18 protein-coding genes and 1 tRNA gene are annotated in these 19,620 nt (G+C 44.3%); 8 read left to right on the forward strand and 11 right to left on the reverse strand.

Annotation, left to right across the window (positions count from 1 at the left end):
- Positions 1 to 7: 7 nt before the first annotated feature.
- A complete protein-coding gene (mutL, locus tag FWE23_01710) occupies positions 8 to 1,921 on the reverse strand; it encodes a DNA mismatch repair endonuclease MutL (GenBank protein ID MCL2844158.1) in 1,914 nt (637 codons plus the stop codon).
- Entirely contained in the window at positions 1,921 to 3,861 is a 1,941-nt protein-coding gene (locus FWE23_01715; GenBank protein MCL2844159.1) for a pyruvate carboxylase subunit B, read from the reverse strand. Before FWE23_01715 ends, mutL begins: the two co-directional genes overlap by 1 nt.
- A gap of 101 nt (positions 3,862 to 3,962) precedes the next feature.
- Here FWE23_01715 and FWE23_01720 point away from each other — a divergent pair, with 101 nt between their 5' ends.
- From FWE23_01720 to FWE23_01730, 3 genes are read left to right on the forward strand one after another with little or no spacing between them, the layout of a single operon-like run.
- Positions 3,963 to 4,448 (forward strand): hypothetical protein, encoded by a 486-nt coding sequence (locus tag FWE23_01720; protein ID MCL2844160.1) that lies wholly within the window; start codon positions 3,963 to 3,965, stop codon positions 4,446 to 4,448.
- A gap of 14 nt (positions 4,449 to 4,462) precedes the next feature.
- Complete coding sequence (locus FWE23_01725; GenBank protein MCL2844161.1) at positions 4,463 to 5,200, forward strand: phosphatase PAP2 family protein; 738 nt, start codon at positions 4,463 to 4,465, stop codon at positions 5,198 to 5,200.
- 10 nt (positions 5,201 to 5,210) lie between these two features.
- Positions 5,211 to 6,245 (forward strand): ABC transporter permease, encoded by a 1,035-nt coding sequence (locus FWE23_01730; protein MCL2844162.1) that lies wholly within the window; start codon positions 5,211 to 5,213, stop codon positions 6,243 to 6,245.
- Positions 6,246 to 6,269: 24 nt separating this feature from the next.
- Here the strand turns inward: FWE23_01730 and FWE23_01735 are convergent, their stop codons facing one another.
- From FWE23_01735 to FWE23_01745, 3 genes are read right to left on the reverse strand one after another with little or no spacing between them, the layout of a single operon-like run.
- The gene (locus FWE23_01735; protein ID MCL2844163.1) at positions 6,270 to 7,241 is read right to left on the reverse strand and encodes a calcium/sodium antiporter; all 972 of its coding nucleotides are present in this window, start codon (positions 7,239 to 7,241) and stop codon (positions 6,270 to 6,272) included.
- A 2-nt stretch (positions 7,242 to 7,243) separates the two neighbouring features.
- A complete protein-coding gene (locus FWE23_01740) occupies positions 7,244 to 8,239 on the reverse strand; it encodes a M48 family metallopeptidase (GenBank protein MCL2844164.1) in 996 nt (331 codons plus the stop codon).
- Between the two features lie 20 nt (positions 8,240 to 8,259).
- A complete protein-coding gene (locus tag FWE23_01745) occupies positions 8,260 to 8,823 on the reverse strand; it encodes a LemA family protein (protein ID MCL2844165.1) in 564 nt (187 codons plus the stop codon).
- Between the two features lie 250 nt (positions 8,824 to 9,073).
- Here FWE23_01745 and FWE23_01750 point away from each other — a divergent pair, with 250 nt between their 5' ends.
- From FWE23_01750 to FWE23_01760, 3 genes are all read left to right on the forward strand, one after another.
- On the forward strand, positions 9,074 to 9,388 hold the full coding sequence (locus FWE23_01750) for a nucleotidyltransferase domain-containing protein (GenBank protein MCL2844166.1): 315 nt from the start codon (positions 9,074 to 9,076) through the stop codon (positions 9,386 to 9,388).
- Between the two features lie 323 nt (positions 9,389 to 9,711).
- Positions 9,712 to 10,674, forward strand: coding sequence for a penicillin-binding protein activator LpoB (locus FWE23_01755; protein ID MCL2844167.1), 963 nt, complete (start codon positions 9,712 to 9,714; stop codon positions 10,672 to 10,674).
- A 20-nt stretch (positions 10,675 to 10,694) separates the two neighbouring features.
- Complete coding sequence (locus FWE23_01760) at positions 10,695 to 11,489, forward strand: penicillin-binding protein activator LpoB (GenBank protein ID MCL2844168.1); 795 nt, start codon at positions 10,695 to 10,697, stop codon at positions 11,487 to 11,489.
- A 73-nt stretch (positions 11,490 to 11,562) separates the two neighbouring features.
- Here FWE23_01760 and FWE23_01765 read toward each other — a convergent pair whose 3' ends face one another.
- The 6 genes from FWE23_01765 to FWE23_01790 all read right to left on the reverse strand — a co-directional run bounded on the left by FWE23_01765 (position 11,563) and on the right by FWE23_01790 (position 17,974).
- Positions 11,563 to 11,916, reverse strand: coding sequence for a DUF2335 domain-containing protein (locus FWE23_01765; GenBank protein MCL2844169.1), 354 nt, complete (start codon positions 11,914 to 11,916; stop codon positions 11,563 to 11,565).
- A complete protein-coding gene (locus FWE23_01770; GenBank protein MCL2844170.1) occupies positions 11,906 to 12,097 on the reverse strand; it encodes a hypothetical protein in 192 nt (63 codons plus the stop codon). The genes FWE23_01765 and FWE23_01770 overlap by 11 nt, the downstream gene beginning before the upstream one ends.
- 151 nt (positions 12,098 to 12,248) lie before the next feature.
- Positions 12,249 to 13,157, reverse strand: coding sequence for an aldo/keto reductase (locus FWE23_01775; protein ID MCL2844171.1), 909 nt, complete (start codon positions 13,155 to 13,157; stop codon positions 12,249 to 12,251).
- Positions 13,157 to 13,366, reverse strand: coding sequence for a PspC domain-containing protein (locus FWE23_01780; protein ID MCL2844172.1), 210 nt, complete (start codon positions 13,364 to 13,366; stop codon positions 13,157 to 13,159). The genes FWE23_01775 and FWE23_01780 overlap by 1 nt, the downstream gene beginning before the upstream one ends.
- Before the next feature lie 21 nt (positions 13,367 to 13,387).
- Complete coding sequence (gene glgB / locus FWE23_01785) at positions 13,388 to 15,622, reverse strand: 1,4-alpha-glucan branching protein GlgB (GenBank protein ID MCL2844173.1); 2,235 nt, start codon at positions 15,620 to 15,622, stop codon at positions 13,388 to 13,390.
- A 102-nt stretch (positions 15,623 to 15,724) separates the two neighbouring features.
- Positions 15,725 to 17,974, reverse strand: coding sequence for an MMPL family transporter (locus FWE23_01790; protein MCL2844174.1), 2,250 nt, complete (start codon positions 17,972 to 17,974; stop codon positions 15,725 to 15,727).
- Positions 17,975 to 18,111: 137 nt separating this feature from the next.
- Here FWE23_01790 and FWE23_01795 point away from each other — a divergent pair.
- Positions 18,112 to 18,188 (forward strand) — tRNA-Met (locus FWE23_01795).
- A 21-nt stretch (positions 18,189 to 18,209) separates the two neighbouring features.
- Positions 18,210 to 19,523 carry a tRNA lysidine(34) synthetase TilS gene (gene tilS, locus FWE23_01800; protein MCL2844175.1) on the forward strand — a complete coding sequence of 438 codons (1,314 nt, stop codon included), beginning with the start codon at positions 18,210 to 18,212 and terminating at the stop codon, positions 19,521 to 19,523.
- The last annotated feature ends 97 nt before the right edge of the window (positions 19,524 to 19,620 follow it).

Genomic DNA, 19,620 nt, shown 5'->3' on the forward strand with positions numbered 1-19,620 from the left:
CTCCACATTACCTCAAAAACCGCTTGCCGATTTCTGCTAGTCCAAGCTTTGAAAAAGTTGGTCTTCCGTGGGGGCAGATGTGGGGGTTTTTGGTTGAAAAAAGGGCGGTTAATAAGGCGTTCATTTCTTCGGTTGTCAGGGATTTGCCGAATTTTATTGCCGCGCCGCAGGCGTAGGAGGCGGCGAAATGGCGGTGAACGGAGGAAAGGATTGCGGAGTTGTTTTCTTTTAAAAATTGCTCTATCATATCTTCTATCGCGTCTTTCAGTTGGCTTTCGTATTTAAAATCCGAGGGCATTGAATATACGGCGACCGTGTTTTGTCCGAAGTCTTTGATGTCGAAACCTGCTTTGGAGAAAAACTCGTTTACGGACAAAAGCGCCTCTTTTTCGTATGGTTTCAGTTCCATTGTTATTGGGAAAAGGAGCGATTGGCTTTCTATGCCGACGTCCATTGCGTCGAGAATTTTTTCGTATAAAATTCGTTCGTGGGCGGCGTGTTGGTCAATGAAAAGAAGCCCGTCCGAAACCGAAACTGCGATGTATCTGCTGTGAACCTGAAAACAACTTACCGAGTCTAAAGCGTTTTTGTCTATGCCCATTCCGAGCAATGGCGTTTCTTTTTCCTCCGCCGAAATTTTATCTAAAAAAGATATGGACATTTGCGTTGGTTTTTCGGGCGTTTCGCTGAATTTTGTGTTTGTAAATAACTCGTATTTTCCGTTTTTTTCTTCGACGGCAAATCTTTGCGGGATGTTTTGGGTGTAAGAGTAATTTGTGGTGGCTGAACCTGTCGAAACCGTCGGCATTGTTGAACGTAGGGGCGTATTGCATACGCCCGGATTACCGTCGTCAATGTTTTTTTCAGGGCGTATGCAATACGCCCCTACAGCGGCATTTTGGCAAGTCTCCAATTCCGTTAAAACAGTACGGAAAATGAACGAAAAAAGCGCTCGTTCGTCGTCGAATTTTATCATTTGTTTGGTGGGGTGGACGTTTACGTCGATTTTGGACGGCTCTATATCCAAAAAACAGAACCACGAGGGCTTGTTTCCGTAGGCGGACACGAAGCGCGAAAAGCTTTCGCGAATAGCCATTGAAACCGAGTTATTGTCGATTTTTCGCAGGTTTACATATAAATTTTGGTATTTTGGCTTGGGTTTTGCCTGCGACGGCGAGCAAATGTAGATTTCGGCGGACATTTCGGCTGTTTCGTTGCGGCAATAAATTAAATCTTGGGCGAATTCCGTGCCTGCGAGTTGCGAAATTCTTACTCTGTGGTCTTTTGCCGCGGGAATGTCGTAGATTTTTTTTCCGTCGGCGATACAGGTAAAATGAATTGTCGGAAACGCTATAAAAACTTGCTCGACGGTTGTTAAAATCGATAATCTTTCGCTTTTTTCACTCTTTAAGAATTTTTTTCGCGCGGGAAGGTTAAAAAATAAGTCCAAACACTCTACCGTTGTGCCTTTTACGTGAGCAATCGGCTCTATCTCGGCGGTTGCGGTGGTTGAGCCTGTCGAAACCGCCGAAGCCCCGCCATTAACCGATATTTTGTAGCCCGCGCCGTCTTCGGTTGTGGAGGACGAAAGCGAAAATTTGCTTGCGCTCGCGATACTTGCCAACGCCTCGCCGCGAAATCCCATTGTGGAGACGGAATACAGGTCTTCGGCGGCGGTTATTTTGCTTGTTGCGTGAGGGGTTATCGCTAAGGTCAGCTGGTCTTTTTCGATACCGCAACCGTTGTCCGTAATTTTTATCCGCGAAATTCCGCCGTTGTCGAAAATTACCGTTATTTTGTCGGCGCCGCTGTCTATGGAGTTTTCCAAGAGCTCTTTAACGATAGACGACGGGCGATCGATCACCTCGCCCGCCGCTATTTGTTCTACGACATTTTTTGCCAGAAGTTTTATTTGGGGCATTATTTTAACCCGATTAACGCCTGTCCTTTTTGCACAACTTCGCCGTCTTTTGCCAAAATCGCCGCGACTACGCCGTCTTTTGTCGATTTTATTTCGTTGTAAAGCTTCATCGCTTCGACCGTGCAAACTATGTCGCCGGCTTTAATGCTTTTTCCGATTTCTACAAATTTCGGCGCGTTTGGCGAGGAAGCAGAATAAAACGTTCCCGTAATCGGCGAATTTATTGTGTGCGAATATTCGCTCGCCGCCGCTTTGGCTTCGGCAGGCTCAGCCACCGCTGTTCCTTCCGTATTAGAAGCTTTTTGGGCTGGCGCGGCTACGGTGGCTGAGCCGGTCGTTGCCCCGCCTGTCTTAAGGCACACCGAAAAATCGCCTTTTTTGATAACAAATTCGTCAAATACAACGCCGCCGCTTTGGCTTAAAATATGGGCAATTCCGCTGTAATCGTCGTTGTGTATCATCGGCGCAACTTTTTCTTTTGCTGTTTTTGTCGCCGCTTTTGCCTCTTCGGCGCAACTTTGCGCCATTTCTACGTCGGCGGGAATAACGTCGCGCTCGTCTTCGGGTTTTTCGCGCCATTTAAAGAATTCTATTGCCACGTCGGGAAACACTGCGTAAGACAAAATATCCTCGTCTTGAGTTATGTGTTTTGGGTCTAATTCGTCGGTCGCTTTGTCCAAAAACGGCTTTAAATCGTCTGCGGGGCGGTGGTCGATTTGCTTTTCGTCGCCCAATATTTTTTTAACGAACGCCGCGTCCATTTTAACGGGAGAGCGACCGTACATTCCTTTAACGTAATCTCTTGCTTCTTTGGGCACCATTTTGTATCTTTCGCCCGAAATTATGTTGAGCGCCGCCTGATTTCCAACAATTTGCGAGGTGGGCGTAACCAAAGGCGGATAGCCGAAATCCTTGCGAACTGCGCTTACCTCTTTGAGAACGTCGTCCAATTTGCCCAAAGCTCCCTGCATTTCGAGTTGCGAACGGAAATTGGAAATCATTCCGCCGGGGATTTGGTGAATAAGGATGTCGGGGTCTATGGTGTTTACAAAATTTGCGGTTTTCGGCACGCGGCGCGGGAACAAATTCTTAAAGAAAGTCGCGCATTTTGACACGGCTTCCAAGTCGATTTCGGCGGCGTAATCCGTGTCCTTAAATATTGCGACAAGCGTTTCCACAGGCGGCTGAGAAGTGGTAAGAGCCATACTCGACACCGTGCAGTCAATCGCGCCCGCGCCCGCCTGAACGCCTTCCACATAAGTCGGCACGCCCATTCCGCTTGTTCCGTGAGTGTGCAGTTGAATAGGCACGTTTATTTCCTTGCAATTTACGAGCGCCGTCACCAAGTTTCGCGCGGCGATGGGCGATAAAATTCCCGCCATATCCTTAATGCAGAGCGAGTCTATTCCCATTTGCACCTGTTCTTTTGCGTCCGACACGTATTTTTCTACGGTATGGACGGGCGAAATCGTGTAGGCAAGCGTTCCTTGAGCGTGTCCGCCGTATTTTTTCACGAATTTAATCGCTTTTTCGAGATTTCGGGAGTCGTTGAGCGCGTCGAAAACTCTGAAAATATCCACGCCGTTTTTGATTGCCAACTGAATAAAGCGCTCCACTACGTCGTCGGGATAGTTGCGGTAGCCGACCAAATTTTGTCCGCGCAAAAGCATTTGAAGCGGGGTTTTGTGCGCCGCTTTTTTTATAAGCCGCAATCTTTCCCACGGGTCTTCGCGCAAAAATCTCATACATACGTCGAATGTAGCGCCTCCCCAGCACTCCAAAGAGTAGTAGCCGCAGTTGTCTATGGCGTCAATAATTTCCATAATGTCGGCGGTTCTCATCCGCGTCGCCCAAATCGATTGGTGCGCGTCTCTCAGCGTTGTATCAGTAATTCTCAACGGAATTGTTTGTGTTTTACTCTCTTTTAACTTCGCGAACATAAAAATTACCTCTTAAATTTGTAGGTTTTTCGTTTTTCCGATACAAAAAATACTATTTTTAACAGGGGCAAAGGTGTAAATTGGAAAAAAAGGAGGAATTTATGGATATTATTATAATCACAATAATTTTGCAGATTGTCGGAACGCTTGCTATTTTGGCGGAAATACTTCTTCCGTCGTTCGGGCTTTTGTCTCTTGCGGCAATCGGATTTTTCGCGTATTCTTACTGGTTGGTATGGCAACATTCGCCCGCCGCAATTATCTTTTTGGTGGCGATAAACCTTATTTCGATACCCGCCACGCTTATTTTTGTGGTGCGCCGTCTGAAAAAATCAAAAGCCGCCGCGCTCGCCGACACAATTAACTCGGAAGCGTTTGTTCCAAGCGTTAATATCGGCGATACGGGAGTAGCGATAACCGATCTTCGTCCTGCGGGAACAGCCCAAATTAACGGCAAGCATACCGATGTGTACAGCGAAGGCGGTTTTATAGAAAAAGGCGCGGAAATTAAGGTGATTTCAGCGGAAAATGCAGGAGTAAAAGTAGCGCAAGTAGCGCCTAAATCCGATTATTTGCCCAAAGAGTAAAGAAGTAGCGGCGAATGAAAAATGTTTTTTTGTCGCTTTTTTTGCTTGTATTTTTGATGAATGGGCAGGTGCAGGGGCAAACGCAAGGGCAGACACGGGGGTCTGCCCCTACGGGGTTTTCGGCGGCGTATCTTTTTGTTCCGCTTTCGTTGATTGGTGCGGGAGCGATAATGACTGCAGGCGGAAATCTAAACCAATCGGTCGAAGATAAATTCGCAGAACACCGCGGTCGTCCTTACAAATTCGATGATGTTTTAATGTACGTTCCGTCCGCAATGGTTTACGGTTTTTCGCTTTTCGCCGAGCCAAAACACGATTGGTGGGACAGGTCAATGATTTTGGGAACTTCGGCGACTTTCGTGCTTTCCACGCTTATAGTTAAGCAGGTCATAGACCATCAAAGACCCGACGGCAGCAAAAACACGTCTTTTCCGTCGGGGCATACCGCAGTCGCTTTTGTCGGCGCAGAAATAGTTCGCCGCGAATATCCCGCGTGGTGCGGAGCGATAGCTTATTCAATGGCTGGCACGGTGGCTTTTATGCGGCTGTATAATAAAAGACATTGGGTCGGCGATGTTGTTGCGGGAGCGGGTTTCGGCATTTTGAGCGTTAGCGCGGCGTACTGGTTGCTTCCTGTGCAACAGAGGATAATGTCGCGGTCGAGATTTAGGTCGAGAGAGACGGCGGTTGCGGTAAATCCGTATTTTGATAATGAAAAAATTGGGTTGTTTTTGACTTTTTCACCGAGATAAATAGTATTTTATGCCTATGAAAACACTAACCCTCCCCAAAACCATCGACAGAGCTTGGGTCGAGCAGGAAGGACAGAGCATTCTTTCCGAGAAGTCGGCGAGCGTTGTTTTTTGCGGCGATGTGCGGAGTTTTGACTCTGCGGGACGGGCGTTTTTTAGGTTGCTTGCGAAAAGAAAAAACTTGAAAATCTCTGATCTTTCCGATGAAATTACGCGCGCAATGCAACCAAGCCGCAATGTGCAAAACGAAAGTCCGCGCAAAAAAAAGAACTTTTTTGAAGACGTCGGCGACAAAACCGTAAATGCGTATAACGAATTTTGTTCGGCGCTTGTTATTTTGGTGGAAATGGTCTATTGGGGGACTTTCGGGCTTCTTCAAAAACGGGATTTTCGCAAAGGGGTTTTGGGCGAGCAGATGTACAATTTGGGCTACGGCGCGCTCGGAATAACGTTTCTGCTCACGTTCTTAATAGGAATAGCGATTTCGGTGCAATCGGCAATTCAACTGCGGCAATTCGGCGCGGACATTTTCCTCATAATGCTTGTGGTTATAGGAATGATACGCGAAATCGGTCCTCTTATGGCGGCAATAATTTTAGCGGGACGAACAGGCTCGGCGACCACCGCAGAAATCGCCACAATGAAAGTCCAAGAAGAAATAGACGCACTGAAAACTATGGGACTTAACCCGATACAGTTTGTTGTTGTGCCGAAGTTTTGGGCGATTTCCATAACAATGCCGCTTTTGAGTATTATGGCGACCATCGCGGGAATTTTGGGCGGTTTTGCCGTGGCGTATATCTATTTAGGGCTTTCGATAGACATAATTATGACAGAATTTGCTAAAAATATTATAGTTCGCGACGTAGTTATTTCGCTGATAAAATCGCTTGTGTTCTCGTGGTTAATTTTGTGGATAGGAGCGTATTACGGCTTAAGCGTTCGCGGCGGCGCGGAAGAAGTCGGCAAAGCGACAACAAAATCGGTCGTGACGGCAATTTTTGTGATAGTCATAACGGCGGCTTTGTTCTCGTTTGTTTATTAAATGGTGGCTGAGCCTGTCGAAGCCTTAACCGTTATACAAAACAATCATATAAGCCGCAAAAACGCCCAGAAGCAAAACGCCTTCCCAGCGATTTATTCTGCCTTTTGAAAGCGGAAGCATAACTAAAAGCAACGCAAGCGAAACGCCTAAAACCCATATCATATCGGAAAAAAACATAGATTGGTTGCTGATATTCAGCGGGCGAATAATTGCAGTTATCCCCAAAACTCCCGCGATATTGAAAAAATTTGAGCCGATAATATTGCCGATGGAAAGGTCTGTTTCTTTGCGGAATGCCGCTATTAACGACGATATTAGTTCGGGCATACTTGTGCCGACCGCGACAATGGACGTGGCGATAATGCGCTCGCTTACTCCCCATTGCACCGCGATTTGCTTAGCGCCTTCGACAAACCATCCCGAACTGAAATACAGCCCGCCGACAGCCGCCAAAATCATTAAAACCGCTATGTAGGGCTTCATTGTGGGGGGCTCGATTTCTTTTGCGGCGGCGCTTCTGCGCGATTTTATTACGGAAAAAGTAGTATAACTTATCAAAATAAGCACAAAACAAAGTCCCGCCCAAAAACTTATAACGCCGTTTAGTCCAAAAATAAGCATTAAAATTGTCGCCAAAGCCATTATCGAATAATCAAAAGCGATTGACCTGTTATTTATGGAAATCGGGCAAATTATTACAACCAAAGCCAAAATACACGCAATATTTGCAATGTTTGAGCCGATAACGTTTCCGAGCACTATGTCGTGGGCGTTGTTAAGAGCCGCGCCGATACTTATGAACATTTCGGGGGCGCTCGTTCCGTAGGCGACAATGGTAAGTCCAACCACAAGCGTGCTTATTTTAAGGTGGCGAGCGATTTGAACACTGCCCGATACCAGCAAATTTCCGCTGAAAATCAATAATCCAAGCCCTGCCGCGAGGTAAATGTATGGAAAAAAAACAACAAATTCGCGCGGGAAAAATTGCTCGAGCATTATTAAAACTGCTCCAACACCGAAATGCGCTTGGCAATCGGCGGGTGAGTTGCAAATACTCCCGCAAACGCCGCTCTGAAGCCCTCTTTTGGCGCTCTGTGTTCAATAAACATTTGGGCAATGTCTTCGTCCTGTTTTTGCAAGACGGGATTTCCCGAAATTTTGCGTAAAGCGTTCGCCAAAGCCAAGGGGTTTTTGGTTAGTTCCGCCGCTCCTGCGTCCGCCATATATTCCCTTTTTCGACTGATTGCAAAACGCATTAAAATGGAAATTCCGTATCCGACCGAAGCAAGCACAACCGCGAGCAAAATAAGTATTGCGCCGCCGCCGTTGTCTTTGCTGTTTCCTCTTCTGCCACCGCGCATACTTGAATAAAAAAGCGAGCGCATCGAAATCTCCGCAATCATTGCAAAAATTCCGACAAAAACAATGGAAATTATGAGAACGCGGACGTCGTTGTTGCGAATGTGCATAAGTTCGTGGGCTATAACTCCCTCTAATTCTTTGTCGTCAAGAGTATCTATAATGCCGCGAGTAAGGGTGACTGTGTAGGATTTTTTGCTTACGCCGCTTGCAAACGCGTTTAGGGCGCGGTCTTCTATGACGTGCAATTTCGGCATTTGCATTCCGCACGAAATACACAAGTTTTCCACAAGATTATACACCCGTTTGTTTTCTTTGCGCTCCAAAGTGTGCGCGCCCGTCGCTTTATCGATTATATAAACATTGGTAAAATATGCGATTATAAACCACAAAAATATGCCTACCCCGACAAACGGAAAAGAGCCGAAAAACAGTTCGTTCGCAATAATTGCAGGCTCGCCGTGCCCTTCCCCAAACGCCACAAGCGCATAACATCCTGCATAAAGCAAGGCAAATACGAGTATCGGAAAAGCCGCCAAAAGCGCGACCGACCTTAAATTATTGCGCCACTGCTGTGTGGCAATTCCCACGTATTCCTGTTTTTTCGACGTAAAAGACATCGATTTCGTCGCCATAAATTATTCTCCCGTCAAAATTAAAACTGAATTTTAGGCGCCGCGCCGACCGTTGCTCTGTCCGTTCCCAAATCGAAAGATATTTCTTTACGGAAATTAAACATTCCTGCGATAATATTTGCGGGGAATGTTTCAACGCTGTTATTGTATTCTTTGGTTGCCGAGTTGAAGAAACGACGACTTGCCGCGAGTTTGTTTTCGACGTCCGAAATTTCTTCCTGCAACTGCTTAAAATTCGCGCTTGCTTTGAGGTCGGGATATTGCTCAAACGTGATTTTCAGCCCCTGCATTGCGGAAGTAAGTTTGCCCTCCGCGACGATTTTTTCGTCGATAGTACGCGCCTGCACAGCTCCGTTTCGCGCCTCGACAACCGCCTGCAAAGTGCTGCTTTCGTGCTTCATATAGCCGCGCACCGTCTCCACCAACTGCGGGATAAGGTCGTGCCGTTGCTGTAATTGAACATCAATATCGGCAAACGCATTTTCGCGATTATTGCGCAATTTTATCATCGAGTTATACATACCGATAACAATAAACACCAAAATAACCACTACGACTATCGCTATAATACCTGCTACAGACATACCAAAACTCCTTTTTATTTGTTAATTTTCCCCAAGAAAATACTATATGCTTTGAATGTAATACGAAAAAACAGCAAAAGTCCACTGTTTTCAGAAAAATACCCCATCACGCCACAAACAAATATTATTTTCTCTATGAAGCGCAGATAATCTAAAAAAAAGGGAAAATATGACGCAAGAAGAAAATAGCAAAAGACCTTACAAGCAATGTAGCGCAAAACATTTTAACCAAAACCGAGGAGTTGCAAAAATGGACAAAAGAGAAGATATTATTTCCATAGCCCAAAAATATTTGGAATTAGTAAAGGCGAGTTCTTTTCCTATGCAAATAGAACGGGCGTATCTTTTTGGCTCGTTCGCTAAAGGTTGTCCTCACAAAGACAGCGATATTGATATTGCTTTAGTGGTAAATGAATGGAAAGGAAACTATTTTGAAGTAGTTCCGCCGATTTGGGGATTATGCAGAAATGTTGATTTCAGAATAGAGCCGCATATAATAGTTCCCGAAGAAGATTACGCCGATTTTTTGCCTGAAATACAACGGACAGGCGTTGAATTAGTGTAGCGCAGAGCCATTCAACTCAAACAAAAAACAGCAAAAGCCCGCTATTTTTCAAAAACTTTCCCCACTCCACCACAAACAAATATTATTTTACCCTCGCAACAAATAGTGAAATGTGGGATTTTATTCTTGCATTTCATTGTAGGTATTTTTTCTATTATGTCAATCGACAAACAACCTTTATTGGTTGTTCTGTTAGTCGGTTGATATTGTTTAATATATCTATTATGACACATTTCACTATTTGTTGCAAAATATGAATTATTTGGCAGAACAGCCTTTCGAGCCGTTTTGTCTTAACTTTTAATTTTGCAGGAGGTTGCTTTATGGGCAAGGTTATTCGAGTGTTGGCGGTAATATTAATTGTCGCTTGTGGAGTGTGGGCGCAACAGCAACATAGACCTTTGGTCGCCGTGTTGCCGTTTGAGGTAAGAACAGGGGTTAGCCAGCAAGATGCAGCAACCATAACCGAAATATTTATCAACGAATTGCAAGTGCAAGCAACGGGAAGAATTAGAATTCTCACTCGTGCAAGTGCTGATTTCGCTAGAATTTTGGAGGAAATGCAATTTCAAAGGACTGATATGGCAAGTGAAGAAAATGCCGCCCAAATTGGAAGACGGGCAGGCGCTCAATTTGTTATCAGCGGGCAATTCAGTAGATTAGGGCAAAATATTGTTTGGATAGCGAGAATGGTAAATGTTGAAACAGGAGAGGTGGCTTCAAGCGCTCGTGAAACAATAAAAAATATAGACGAAGTTTTAGGAAAAATGCCGAGTTTTAGTAAGCAAATTGTAAGCAATCTTGGAACAGCGCCGACAACGCGACCCACGTCATCTCATCAAATTATTGGAAAATGGAGGGCAGTATCGGGAAGTAGCGTGTTAGTAATAGAATTTCAAGAAGGAGGCAGAATTCGCGTTGAGCGATTTGGATATCTAAGACAAACTGGATGGCGGAGTAAAAGAGGACGACTTAAAAATTCTGATTTAAAACGTTGGCAATACGATGCAGATGCTATAGTAGGAAGCTATATGCTTAATGAACCTAATCGCATAAGCATTTTTTTAGATTTAACAGGAGTGGATTGGAGAAATGAGGCGCGTCCGTCGCCGTTAGAAATTCGATTTAATGGAACATATATTTTTGATTCAAGGTCTGAGTTCCGCCTCATTTCCAGTAATAATATCAGAGGTATTCCTTGTATGAATGATTTAAGTCAAACGAATATTTCAAATAGATGGCGTAGTTTCAGCTGTAATTACATTAGTTTTGTAAGAGTTCAATAAATTTTTTGGAGGGTTAAATTATGGGTATTAAAGCGTTTTTGGTTTCGGTCTTGGCAACAACGTACTTGTTCGCTAATCTCTCAATCGCAGTAATCGACTTTGACGCGGGCGGTCATTGCACAAACGAACAAGCGGTGGTTATCACTAACTTGTTCCGCAACGAACTAATCCGCTCGGGTAGAGCGAACGTTGCCGACCGCGGGAATATGGAAAGAATTCTCGCCGAAATGCAGTTTCAGATGAGCGACTGGGCAGACCCGTCGAGGATTAAGGCTGTAGGAAGAATGATTGGCGCGGATTATCTTATCACGGGGCAATTCAGCAAACTTGGCGACAACCTGCATTTGATTGTGCAAATGCTTGACATTGAAACAGCGAGAGCGGTAAACTCTTCGCGGATAACTTTGGCAAACGTTGAAGAATTTAACGAAAGAGTAAAAGCGTTTGCCGCTGATTTTATTCAAAAATTACCCGCGGGAAACATATTTACGGGAACTTGGTCGGCAGATGTAATGCACGGCGACGTTATCGACAATTATGTAATAATTTTTGGTACCAATAATCGTTGCCGAATTGAAATAACGTCTCTCGTAAACGGACGAGAATTCGCCGAAGACGTTGACGGAACTTATTCTTACGACGGCGAAATTCTAAGAATAAACGCCGTGTTGAGAGAGAGCGGTATTCCGCACCTCAGAATGATACAGTGGCGAAGCGTTGTTTCTATGAGCGCCGACAATACATCGTTTAATATGAGTATTATTCCAAGCCGCGCAAGCAACAATCAAATGAGGACTACGTTTATCAGACACTAAAATGTATTTGAGTCGGTAGTTTTCAAAAGGGCAGGCTTACGAGGTTGCCCTTTTTTTGACAAAACTTCAAAAATTATTCTTTTATTTGAGAATTCTTACCGATAAATGCAGAAGCCAAACCTGAAAGCGCGACTATTGCGGGCGGTATTGTCGCCAAAGGAACATTTAATATTATTCCGACAGACATAACCGCAAGCGACAACAATATAAGAAAGAATGCAAAAATTTGTCCTCTCGCAACAGATTTCATAAATTTGTTTTCAATAATATGTCTATGCTCCGCCTCTTTTTCTGCAAGAATTAATATTCTTTGCGCCGCGCCCACTAAAATTTGCTCATATTTTCCAAGCTCGGTTGCAGGCGGAAGAGGTCCCGAATATGCTATTTCGTGTTGTTGGCTAATTACGACTTCTTCTTTATTTTTCATTATTAAAAACACCTATCGCTTTGTAAATATCGCCGCCTATTTTATTCCAATCATTGCGCAACGAGAAAGCGTCGCGCGAAAAACCGTTGCCGCTATATTTATAGCCGCTCAAAAGTTTTTGTCCCGATATGTCAAACACAGAAAATACGCCGCTTGCAAAAGCATTTTCTAAAGCTATCATATAATTTCCTTTCTCTTGTTTAACATTATATTGAACTATAATATACTATTTATTTTGTGTAAAGTGGGAGAAAAATGTATTTTGGACAAAAAAATAAAAAACAGGAGCATTGCGAAATACTCCTGTTTTATTATGTTGCTAAAATCGCAGTTTACGGCAAATAATTCCCCGCGGAAATCCAAATTGCGTACCATTCTTCGCGGGTTAGCGTGATGTTTTGCGCCGCTATACATTCTTTTAGGCGGGCAGGACTTGTTGTTCCTATTACTACCTGAATTTTTGCAGGGTGGCGAAGTATCCACGCCGTGGCGATGGTGGTAGAAGATACGCCGTATTTTTTGGCGATTTCGTCTAATTTTTTGTTCAGTTCGGGATATTTTTCGCTTCCGATAAATACGCCCTCAAAAAATCCGTATTGAAACGGCGACCACGCTTGAACGGTTATGTCGTTCAGACGGCAATAATCCAAAATGCTTTCGTCGCGAGCAACCGCTTGTTCGGTTTCCATATTCACAAAAAAGCCGTGCGTTATCATATTCGAGTTTGTTATGGAAAGTTGCAGTTGATTTGCTACGATTTTTTGCTTTACGCTCTTCTTGAGAAGTTCGATTTGCATCGGCTTCTGATTTGAAACGCCGAAATGTCGCACTTTGCCTTGTTTTTCGAGAATATCGAACGCTTCGGCAACCTCTTCGGGCTCAAAAAGCGCGTCGGGGCGGTGAAGCAAAAGTATGTCTAAATATTCGGTATTCAAGCGTTTCAGTATTCCGTCGGTTGACTCGAGAATGTACTCTTTAGAAAAATCGAAAGAATTGTCGCGAATGCCGCATTTGCTTTGAATTATTATATCCTCGCGAATTTTGCCGCTTAAATCTATCGCCTCGCCAAAAGCGCTTTCTGTTTCGTAAATGTCGGCGTGGTCAAAAAAGTTTGCGCCGTGCGCGATTGCCGTATCAAAGAAATTGCGAATTTCCGATTTTGACATTTCGCCAATCCGCATACAACCAACCGCTATAGGCGAAACCTCCAAGCCTGTTTTACCAAGGTTTATTTTTGCCATTATTTCACCTCTTCCGCGGATGACGTATTAACAGGGATTATTAAATACGCAATAAAATACCCTATTGTAAACGGAACAAATCCGCTTAATACCGCCGCGACAAGAACGGCTATTCTAACGACAGTGGGGTCAATGCCGAAATACTCGGCAACGCCCCCGCAAATTCCAAAAATTTTTGTATCTTTTTCGCTTCTGTAAAGCCGTTTCATAATTTAGGCTCCTTTTTTTTCTCAGTCTTCAAACTCAAAAATGTTAAACGCAAGCGGCGGCAAATTTATTACCAAGGTGTTTGGTTTGCCTTGCGACGACTCTGCTTTTGCCGCAATCGCCTTGCTTCCGTTGCCTAAACCTTCTCCGCCGTATTCTTTCGCGTTTGAATTGAAAACTTCCTTGTATTTTGTGTTATACGGAACTCCCAAATGGTAATCGTGGCGAATTACGGGCGTAAAGTTAAGCACAAAAAGGAACTTTTTCTTTTGCGATTTCGACTTTCTTATAAACGCTATTACGCAGTTGTCGCGGTCGTTGTAATCAACCCATTCCCAACCGTTTTCTTGCGTGATGTCGTCTTCCCACATCGCAGGATTTGCAAGGTAGAATTTATTTAAATCCTTAACCATTCTGTGCAAACTGCTGTGATACGTGCCGTTGTATCTTTCGTCAAGCAGGTGCCAGTCGATTTCGCGTTTTTCGTACCACTCGTTTTTCATACCGAATTCCGCGCCCATAAAGCAAAGTTTTTTACCGGGGTGTCCGTACATAAAGCCGTAAAGAAGTCGCATATTTGCAAATTTTTGCCAATCGTCGCCCGGCATTTTTTCGAGCAAACTGCGCTTTCCGTGAACAACTTCGTCGTGCGAAAGAACGAGCATAAATTTCTCCGACCACGCATACCAAAGACAATATGTAAGGTCTGCTTGGTGATATTTTCTGTTTATCGGGTCTTGTTGGAAGTAGTCGAGCGTGTCGTGCATCCAACCCATATTCCATTTGTAGTTAAAGCCTAAGCCGCCCTGTTCAATCGGATATGTTACGCCGGGGAACGCAGTCGATTCTTCGGCAATGGTAAGCACGCCGGGGAATTTTTCGCGAACAACCCAGTTTGCCTGCTGTAAGAAGCCGATTGCCTCCAAGTTTTCGTTTCCGCCGCGAGAATTCGGCACCCATTCGTCCGATTTTCTGCTGTAATCGCGATAAAGCATACTTGCAACCGCGTCCACGCGCAAACCGTCGATATGATATTCTTTTATCCAATAAACCGCGTTTGCAACAAGGAAGTTGCGAACTTCGTGGCGACCGTAATTGAAAATTAAAGTTCCCCAATCTTTGTGTTCGCCTTCGCGCGGGTCGGCGTGTTCGTAAAGGTGCGTGCCGTCAAAATGCGCGAGCGCGTGTTCGTCTTTGGGGAAGTGTCCGGGCACCCAGTCCAAAATTATGCCGATGTCGTGTTGGTGCAAATAATCCACAAACCACTGGAAATCCTGCGGCGAACCGAAACGGTGATTTACCGCATAAAAGCCGCCGACCTGATAACCCCAGCTCGGCACAAACGGGTGTTCTTGCACGGGCATAAGTTCGATGTGAGTGTATCCCATTTCTTTAATATACGGAACCAAAAGTTTCGCTATTTCTTTGTAGTTGTGATAGTCGCCTTCTTCGTTGCAACCGCTTTTTTTCCAAGAACCCAAGTGCAATTCATAAATTGTCATAGGTTGGTTGTTGTGGTTGCCTTTTTCGGTGCGTTTTTTAATCCACTCTTCGTCGTTCCAACGGTGTTCTTTTGTCGAGCAAACTATTGAGCCGTGATACGGGAACGGTTGCTGTAAAGTGCCGTAAGGGTCGGATTTTAAAACCAAATGCCCGCTTCCGGCTTTTCGGATTTCGTATTTATATACGGCGCCGCTTTTTACTCCCGGAAGAAATAGTTCCCAAACGCCCGAACTGCCGACCGGGCGCATCGGATGCTGTCTGCCGTCCCACATATTAAATTCTCCGACAACCGCAACTCTTTGCGCGCTCGGAGCCCAAACCGAAAAGCAGACGCCCTCAATGCCGTCGATGGTCATTTGGTGCGCGCCCATTTTTTCGTATATATAAAGATTGTTGCCTTCGTTGAATAAATAGAGGTCGTCGTTTGTCATAACGGGCATAAACGAATACGGGTCGGCGGTTTTGCGGATAAATCCGTCGCCGTAAAAAACTTCTAATTCATACTTGAAAACGCTTTTTTGGTCTTTGAAAAAAAGCGTGAAAATCGGCGTTCCCTCCAAGTGATACATATCGCCTAAAAATTTCCCTTTGTCGTCATAAACTTTAACTTGAGCCGCTCCGTAATGAACGGTTGTAATCGCTATGCCGCCGTTTTTGGGGTGCATACCCAAAATTGAAAAAGGGTCTCCTACCGCACTGTTGCACAACTGTGAAATGTCGTGATCTGATAAAATTCCGTGAATATCCGCACTCATAAAACCTCCATTATTACAATAACTCAAAGGCAAAATATACTACCTGCCTTGCCTCAAAAGGTGATTTTTTTTATTTTTGATGAAAATTGGGTGAAAATTTCTTCATTCACGCCCTTTTCTGTCCAAAAATACGGGCAAAAACAGAAGCGTAAACAATGCGCCTACTATCATTGAAAGGAAAATGAAAATACCCAGAGTTCGCACGGGCGGGAAATTCGACAGGCACAACGTCAAAAATCCTACGCCTACCGCAAGGGTGTTGAACACTATAACCGTGCTTTTATCTTGAAGCGCGCTCAAAAGCGCCTCGGTTGTATCCGCGCCGTTTCTTCTGAAGCGCAAAAAGGACGAGGTAAAATGTATGGCGTAATCTATTCCTATTCCTATGCAAGCGGTTACAACTATGACCGTTACAAGGTTAATCGTCGTTCCTGTCGCCGCCATAATTCCTGCAATAAAAATAGCGCCGATAACTATGGGAAGGGTCGAAACAAGTCCCAACACAAAACTTCTGAACAAAATCATAAGCGAAATTGCTATAAGCCCAAACGTTATTAATAGCGAATAGGTCTGCGTTTTTATCAGAAGTTCCATCATTGAGTCAATAATAAGCGCCTCGCCCGAAGTGGTTATCCTGTATTCGGGATGAACGGAAATTATGTGATTTTCGATACGCTCGGCAAGTCTGGTATAGTCAAAAAACGGAATATTTTGACAAAACAGCGTAAATCGAACGGACTTTCGGTCGGACGTTAAAAAAGCGTCCAAAACATCGTCGCCGTCGGGATTTTGGGTTGCCGCGCCGCCAAGCATCATAGACACCGCCATTTCGCTTATGGGAGTGCTTACAAGAATGTCGCTTACTCTGTTAAGAACAGGGAAAACCGACATAACAGTGCCGACTTCGGGAATGCTGTCCTGTATCCAATTTACAATATCTTGCAAAATTTGCCAGCTTGCCGAGTCCGAAAAAGGAGTATCGCTCTCTATCATTACGTCAAAAAAGCGGGTGCCGCCGAATTGCTCGCCTATGATTTTATCGCTTTTGCGAACGTCGTGATATTCGTCAAAGAAGCTCATAGGATTGCTGTCGAAAGTGATTTTCGGCACAAAAATTATCGAAAAAACTATTACGCAGACAAGTAAAATCTTAGAAAGCGGCGTTTTGAAAATCATAAAATTAAAAAATGACATCGGAACAATCTCTTTCGGCTCTCGGTCGATGGTTTTTTCCTTTTCTTTGGGCGAAAAGCAGGCGGGCAGGAAAAATACCGACAAAAACAGAGCGATTACGACCCCAAGTCCCGTAAAAAATCCGAAATATCGCGTCCAGGAGAGCTCCGAAATCGTGAAAGAAGTAAAACCGAAAAAGGTGGTGGTCGCCGCAATAAAAATAGGGCTGAGCAATTCCTGATAGGTTTTCATAAACGCCTCTTCAAACGGCAGTTCGAGGTCGCGCCTGTTTTGACGATAACACTTTATTATATGAAGCGAGCCCGCAAGCCCCACGGGAAGCAAAATCAGAGGAATAACAGAAGTTAAAACGTTTAGCGAAACTCCCGCAAGCGACATAATTCCGAAAGTCCAAACGGTCGCAATCGCCACAAGTAAAAGGGGAGCCGCAACGCATCGGATTGTGCGGAACATCCAAAACAAAAGCGCGCCCGCAACAAGAATGGAAATCGGCAAAAGTATTCGCAAGTCCTTGTTCATATCGCGGCTCATATACCAACTTGTCGCCGTTGCACCCGTAATGTAGGTGTCCGTAAATCCCTCGGCGCGAATTTCGTCCAGAATTTTCATTGCCGCCGAAATTGTTCGCGGTCTGTCGGCGGCGTCGTTTGTGTATAAAATCATTAAAAAAGTTTTTTCGTCGGGCGAAATAAAACTGCCCGTAAGCTCTCTGTTTTCGTCTATTCTTCGGCGTAAAACATCGTCGTTTGTTTGTCCTGAAAGCCCAACTACCTGAACGCCGCCAAACCTTCCCATCATAGGAACTCGCAACGCCCCGATATACGACACGTTGGTAAAGCCTTTTACTCCGCCTATTTCGACCTGCGAAAATCTTTGCTCCCACGACGACAATATTTCGATTTTTTCGTGAAGCGCCAAATCCTTATTGTCGTCAAATTGCGTCATCAGAAAAATGGAATACGGCGTATCAAATTTTTTGCGGATATGGTCTTGATTTACGATTTGCGCCATAGTGTCGGGAACAGCGTTCGCCGCGTTGTTGTCCACCGTTATGTATTTTATGTTGTATCCGAAAAACGCCGTTAAAAGCAATATGATAATCGCCGAATACGCTCTGTTTTTTATTGTAAACGCAATGAATTTACTCTTAATTGACACGAAGTGCCCCACTTTCTTTTGATATTTTGACATAAAAATACTATTTGGGGACGACGGTCGCCACCCTTTTTTTAATAAAATGAAAATTTCACTTGACAAGCGCTCAGAAAATATAGTATATTCGCACTGTTTCTTATGGCAGATTAGCTCAGCAGGTTAGAGCAACGGAATCATAATCCGTGTGTCCGGGGTTCGAATCCCTGATCTGCCACCACCAAATTTCAGGTCTGATTTTATGGACATTTTATCAAAAACCAAAGATTTTTTCATCAAAAACGAAATAAAGAATTGTAAAATCGGCGTTGCTTTCAGCGGCGGAGCGGACTCGACGGCATTATTTTTATTATTATTGGATATTACGCCGATTTTTAATCTTGAACTCTGCGCAATTCACGTAAATTACAATTTAAGAGGACAAGATTCCGCCGCCGACGAAATTTTTGTCCGAAAACTAAGCGAAAAACACGGACTGAAAATATTCGTAAAAAGCGCAGACCTGTCTCAAACAAAAAGCAATTTGGAAGAAGTCGCCCGAAATGAGCGCTATGATTTTTTCAGGGAACTCCAAAAAGAAGAAAACATTAAATACATCGCCACTGCCCACAACGCCAACGACCAAGCAGAAACTTTGCTTTTCCGTCTTGCTCGAAAAACAGGAATTGCAGGCGCGGCAGGAATTCCGCCGATCCGCGAAGACGGGATTATTCGCCCGCTTTTACACACCACAAGAAGCGAAATTTTAGAATATCTTGCCCAAAAAAACCAAACTTTCCGCGAAGACAAAACAAACGCCGACGTAAAATTCAGCCGAAACAGAATTCGCGCAAATATTATCCCGGAACTCGAAAAAATAAATCTGAACGCTGTTTTGAACATTGTTCAGTTTTGCGATTTCGTAAGAGGCGACGGTCGTTTCTCGAAAAGCAGTAATATCTCGTCTTTTTTGATAGACAAGGAAACCTGTATCGACGAAATAAGAGAAACCTGCTACGAAAATGGTTTAATCTTAAATTTTGCTCATTGCACAAGCATAGAAGCCTGCAAAACAAACACGGGCGCAACCGTCCTTTTGCCAGATTTTACAATGTTCGTTCTGAAAAACGCGCTTTTTTTCACAAAATTCGGCGAAAATTCCATAAACATAGAAGAAACGCAAATAACAGAAAACGACAAAATCTTGCATATCAGCGATTTGTGGAAAATCGAAATTATGGACAAAATGCCCCCGAAAGGCGAAAATTACGCCGTAATTCAAAAAAGCGATTTTCCGTTGCAGGTAAAAAAATTATCCGCATTGTCTTTCGTTGCAACAAAACGAGGGGAACAGCGTCCCCCTCAGGACTCCCCCTTGCATTGTGTTTGCCTTAAAAACGACACAAAAACCGTCAATGAGCGAATGAAAAAAGCGGGAGTATCAAAATTCGAGCGCGAAAATTCGCCTGCTGTGTTTTCGGCGAGCGGTGAATTGTTGGCGACAGCGTTCGTTGCGTGGAAATTTGATGGCGGCGGAGAAGGTTTTAGGTGGTTGAGAGTGGAAACGACAGAATAGATTTCTTGCGAAATCAACGTTTGGGCGTATTGCATACGCCCAAATAACCGACAGAAATAAGCCAAATAACCGACAGAAATAAGGGCGTATGCAATAC

The sequence above is a fragment of the Chitinivibrionia bacterium genome (genome assembly GCA_009779925.1).
Lineage (GTDB): Bacteria > Fibrobacterota > Chitinivibrionia > Chitinivibrionales > Chitinivibrionaceae > WRFX01.

What these genes read in the sequence shown, in the direction of transcription:
- mutL (MCL2844158.1), bottom strand. Translation starts at nt 1,921, where the DNA reads ATGCCCCAAATAAAACTTCTGGCAAAAAATGTCGTAGAACAAATAGCG.
- FWE23_01715 (MCL2844159.1), bottom strand. Translation starts at nt 3,861, where the DNA reads ATGTTCGCGAAGTTAAAAGAGAGTAAAACACAAACAATTCCGTTGAGA.
- FWE23_01720 (MCL2844160.1), top strand. Translation starts at nt 3,963, where the DNA reads ATGGATATTATTATAATCACAATAATTTTGCAGATTGTCGGAACGCTT.
- FWE23_01725 (MCL2844161.1), top strand. Translation starts at nt 4,463, where the DNA reads ATGAAAAATGTTTTTTTGTCGCTTTTTTTGCTTGTATTTTTGATGAAT.
- FWE23_01730 (MCL2844162.1), top strand. Translation starts at nt 5,211, where the DNA reads ATGCCTATGAAAACACTAACCCTCCCCAAAACCATCGACAGAGCTTGG.
- FWE23_01735 (MCL2844163.1), bottom strand. Translation starts at nt 7,241, where the DNA reads ATGCTCGAGCAATTTTTCCCGCGCGAATTTGTTGTTTTTTTTCCATAC.
- FWE23_01740 (MCL2844164.1), bottom strand. Translation starts at nt 8,239, where the DNA reads ATGGCGACGAAATCGATGTCTTTTACGTCGAAAAAACAGGAATACGTG.
- FWE23_01745 (MCL2844165.1), bottom strand. Translation starts at nt 8,823, where the DNA reads ATGTCTGTAGCAGGTATTATAGCGATAGTCGTAGTGGTTATTTTGGTG.
- FWE23_01750 (MCL2844166.1), top strand. Translation starts at nt 9,074, where the DNA reads ATGGACAAAAGAGAAGATATTATTTCCATAGCCCAAAAATATTTGGAA.
- FWE23_01755 (MCL2844167.1), top strand. Translation starts at nt 9,712, where the DNA reads ATGGGCAAGGTTATTCGAGTGTTGGCGGTAATATTAATTGTCGCTTGT.
- FWE23_01760 (MCL2844168.1), top strand. Translation starts at nt 10,695, where the DNA reads ATGGGTATTAAAGCGTTTTTGGTTTCGGTCTTGGCAACAACGTACTTG.
- FWE23_01765 (MCL2844169.1), bottom strand. Translation starts at nt 11,916, where the DNA reads ATGAAAAATAAAGAAGAAGTCGTAATTAGCCAACAACACGAAATAGCA.
- FWE23_01770 (MCL2844170.1), bottom strand. Translation starts at nt 12,097, where the DNA reads ATGATAGCTTTAGAAAATGCTTTTGCAAGCGGCGTATTTTCTGTGTTT.
- FWE23_01775 (MCL2844171.1), bottom strand. Translation starts at nt 13,157, where the DNA reads ATGGCAAAAATAAACCTTGGTAAAACAGGCTTGGAGGTTTCGCCTATA.
- FWE23_01780 (MCL2844172.1), bottom strand. Translation starts at nt 13,366, where the DNA reads ATGAAACGGCTTTACAGAAGCGAAAAAGATACAAAAATTTTTGGAATT.
- glgB (MCL2844173.1), bottom strand. Translation starts at nt 15,622, where the DNA reads ATGAGTGCGGATATTCACGGAATTTTATCAGATCACGACATTTCACAG.
- tilS (MCL2844175.1), top strand. Translation starts at nt 18,210, where the DNA reads ATGGACATTTTATCAAAAACCAAAGATTTTTTCATCAAAAACGAAATA.